General features: G+C 58.7%; 3 protein-coding genes. 1 reads left to right on the top strand and 2 read right to left on the bottom strand.

What is annotated here, in order from left to right; translation table 11 throughout:
- The coding region (locus AC19YQ_RS24710) for a MobA/MobL family protein (RefSeq protein WP_500596162.1) at positions 1-1,642 on the top strand (1,642 nt) is incomplete at its 5' end.
- 468 nt (positions 1,643-2,110) lie between these two features.
- On the opposite strand, the gene AC19YQ_RS24705 is transcribed toward AC19YQ_RS24710, so the two are convergent.
- Positions 2,111-2,815 carry a replication initiation protein gene (locus tag AC19YQ_RS24705; RefSeq protein ID WP_500596161.1) on the bottom strand — a complete coding sequence of 235 codons (705 nt, stop codon included), beginning with the start codon at positions 2,813-2,815 and terminating at the stop codon, positions 2,111-2,113.
- A gap of 487 nt (positions 2,816-3,302) precedes the next feature.
- Positions 3,303-3,626: a hypothetical protein gene (locus AC19YQ_RS24700; protein WP_317758025.1), complete on the bottom strand. Its 324-nt coding sequence runs from the start codon at positions 3,624-3,626 to the stop codon at positions 3,303-3,305.
- Positions 3,627-3,936 lie beyond the last annotated feature (310 nt).

Genomic DNA, 3,936 nt, shown 5'->3' with positions numbered 1-3,936 from the left:
CGAGCTGTTGGTGGCATTGCCGCATGAGTTGACCGAGGTGCAGCGACGGGAACTGGTGGACGCCATCGCCGGGGCGATGGTCGAGCGCTACGGCGTAGCAGCCGAGGCCGCGATCCACCGTCCTGGAACGGAAGGGGATCAGCGCAACCACCATGTGCACCTTATGTTCACCACCCGGCGGATGGATGCCAGCGGGCAGCTCACCGAGAAAACCCGCGAGCTGGACGTGAAGCCACGTAGTTCGGCGGAGGTGCTGTGGATCAGGGGCATGGTGGAAGACTCCACCAATCAGGCGCTGGAACGTGCCGGGCTCGATGAGCGCATCGACATGCGCAGTCTGGCCGACCAAGCCGCTGCGGCTATCGCTGAATTCGACATAGGGCCGCTGCCGCTGGATCGGCATGCGGACGCCCTGATGCGATTCATGGAGACCCTGCGGTTGCCGACCCTGCATGAAGGGCCCGACCTCACGGCAGCCAAGCGGGCAGCCAAGCGACGTGCCGAACCTTCCCTGTCCATTCTCGCCCAGGAGAATGAATTACGCGGAGAGCGCCAAGAGCTGGCCCAGCTCGACGCGCAGATTTACCACTTCGAACATTTCGCCCCGATGCAGGCCGCTGCTGCGGCTGCGCGGCAGCAAGAGCAAGAACGCCAGGAACAAGGCCGTCGAGTGGCCGAACTGCGTCGCCAGCTCAGCGAGGCCAAGAACGCGATCCATCACGCCAAAACCACTGCTGGGGTTCTGCGCGGACGGCTTAACGCTGAGCCCCCGCCCTTCGTGGCAGAGGCCCAGCGGCTGAAGGGCCAGGCCGAACAGGCCAAGGCACAGGCGCAGCAATGGCGGGAGAAGCATCCGACCAGGGCTTGGGTGGCTGACACGTTTGGCCGCACGATTGAGGTGGATCGGGTGGCCGATAAGGCGGTCGATCAGTTCAACTCGTCGCAGGAACTGGTGCAGGCCCGACAGTGGCAGGCCGACCGCCGCGAACTGAGCGTCGAGCTGGAGCGCATCGAGTCGCAATTGCCGACGTTGGCCAAGCAGCCGCGCCGCATCGAAGACGATCTGCTGTTGCATTACGGCGACGACAAGTTGCGGCAGGACATCGAGGACAGAATGCGGGTGGTCAATGGACTGGAGCGCTCCATGGACGCGGAGCGCCGCGACCATGTGCGCGGCGTGAGAATGGGACTGGTCGAACGGTTGGAACACTCCCCGACGGGTTCTAACCTGGTGCAGGTTTATCGTGACACCGAGGGTTTGTTGACGACGGCCCAGCGGCTAGAGGCCGATTGCGCCCAAGCGCGCAAACTGGAGGTGTTGGTGGCGACGCAAAGCACGCTGAGTGATGCCCGCCGTCTGATCGAGAAAAGCCCACACCGGGCGCAGCCCGAGCTGGTCGAAGCGCTCAGCGCGATCCAAGAGCAAGAGAAACAGATCCGGCAATTGCGAGGGATGTATTCGAATCAGTGGCCAGAGATGGAGGCTCTGAAGCGCCTTGAAGACGCTGCCAGCGATTTGCGTGACGTGGCAGAGGGCAACGTTCGGGCGTTCGAGCAGCGCACAGCAACTCGGGCTGACGGGAGCATGCCGCAGCGACCGTCGGGGCCAGATAAGCCAAAGCGCGGGCCTCGCCTAGGCTGAGACTGCTCAACGTGGGTTCTCAGGCAAAAAAAAACCGCTCATTGAGCGGTTTTTTTAAGGATGAGGTATTGCATTCCGCACATAGATGTGAGACACTTGTTTTAAGTGTGCAAACAAGTCGGACATTCTTACATATTTGATTAAGCGACGAGTCAAATATAAGGCTGAATGACACGGTCGTCAACTCCAAAAACAACATTTTCACTGTGAGTTATGGGGTTCAGACGAGTGGTACCGTGAATTGTTGTTGCATGCGAGGTACCCGACGCGACTGCGGACGGGGTTGCGTTTGAACAACAACAATAAGGAATCAGCGATGGAAATCATTTTCGCTCTCCAGGTTATCTATTGGGTCGGTAAAGTGACCCTGATCGGTATCCTGGTGCTTAAAGCATCGGGCTTGTTCTAAGCCGGTCACCCCTTGCCGAAGCAAGGGGTCTATTTCAAAGCATCAGCCCTTCGGCTGGGCTATAGGGGCAAGGCCATTTGCTCGTTGCGCTTGAAGTCAAAGCGCAACGCACCGACCTTGCGGCCCTTCTTTACGGGACGCCACTGGATCATCCAGCCGTCCTTTGCCATTAGCTCCTTCACCGCAGGCTCGATAATCTTGCGGCGGATCGCAGCGAAGTCGGCCTGCTGTTTCTCCGTGGCGTCCATCGCTTGGGCGAAGTCCTCAATGCTGATTTCCAGCCAGCCGGTATCCTCGAAGCGAGTCAGTAGCTCCAACAACCGCCACGAATAGACCGAGCGCAGGGCACTGGCCTGTTGAAGTTGATAACTCGTAAAGTTTTTGCGCAGTCCCGTCAGGTGCGGCAGCAACGCTGGCCACCAATGCAGCTCTACCCAGCCCTCACCTTCCTGGTACTTCACTTGCCCTACCCAACGCATTTGCACACGGGTCGGTGGCAGTGGTTTACCGCTGCGCTTGCTTGCAGCCTCGTAGAACGTGATGGATCGGTTGTAGAGCTGTTTCGCGGCGTCCTGGAGCTGCTCGTAGGCCGTGGTCAAATCCACACCGAACGCATCGACGTATTCAGCAGCAGTGATGCGGGTTATAGGCACGTCTCCCGGCCGAATAGCCTTGTAGCTATCGAGCTTCGACACTGCACAGCCAACTATGCGCTTTTCGGCCAGCGTCAGACCGTGGCCCGCACGAGTTAGAGCATTGGTCATAGAGATCCACCGCTCACCAGGAAGGCGCTCCGCGCTCGGGTCGTAGCGCTCTGCTCGACTCAAGGCTCTCTTCGCCGTTGTCACTGCATCCTTTGCCAACTCTGCCAACCTCCGGGTTATTCTGCCGAGAAAATACATTGGCAGAATAAGCCAACTCTGCCAACTTTTTTCCATGGCAGAGATGTGGATAACGACCGGAAAAAGGCAGAGTTAACCCGGAAAAAGGCAGAGTTAACCCGGAAAAAGGCAGAGTAAACAGGCTGAAAGCCCCGGTTTAGAGCCGTGGCAGACCCTTATAAACAAGAAAGAACAAGAAAGAACGGTGCTGCAAACAACATCGAGACCTGAAAACCCGGGATGGATCATAGAGCGCGCCGCTCCAGTCCCTGCACGCCCTCCTGGCTACGTGCACGACAGGAGGCAGTGCAAGGGCGTTTCGCTCCTTCGCGGCGCAGGCTCCGCCCTGCGCGCTTCGCTTGCTTGGTAATCAATTCTTAGGGGCTGGTTCCCCCTCCTGCGCGACAGCGCCCTGAATGCCGAAGACACGTCTGAATGCCTCAGAACCCCGACCATCGTCGCCCAGGAGCGCCTTACGCTCGCTTGGGCGCGTTAAGAAGCTATTCAGGCCAGCCAGCACGGCTGAGGCATCAGCGCGCCCCGATGTTGCTTCTGAGGCCAGCCATGCCCCTGTAATGACCTTGACCCGATCATCCTCCTGTTTGGTGTTTGCTTTGAGGCGTGCTTCGGCTTGTTGAACACGGGCGATGGCTTGATCCCGTTTACGTTTGAGTTCTTCCAAATCGTTAGCCATTCAGTCCGTCCCAGTGTGATGAAAAAATGAGGATATACCGTGCTCGTGTGGTTGATCCAGGTGATGTGAATTCTGTGGGTTTACAGTAGAGTATCGGCTGACACATACCCCCCGAAGCAAAGCAAGGGCGCACTTTAGCAATCTACGATTGCGTGCGGCCCCTACGGGGCAAATCAAAAGCAGGATCAGGAGCAAAGCGGCGTGGCGATTGGGTCGGCCAGTGTTCAGAGCATCAGCAGAAGCGGTGGCCGTTCGGCCACTGCCGCTGCTGCGTATCGCACTGGCCAGAAAATCACCGACGAGCGCACCG

This window comes from Pseudomonas sp. MF06569, from assembly GCF_059862735.1.
The sequence above is the reverse complement of the archived record's forward strand: the minus strand, read 5'-3'. Positions and strand labels throughout refer to the sequence as shown.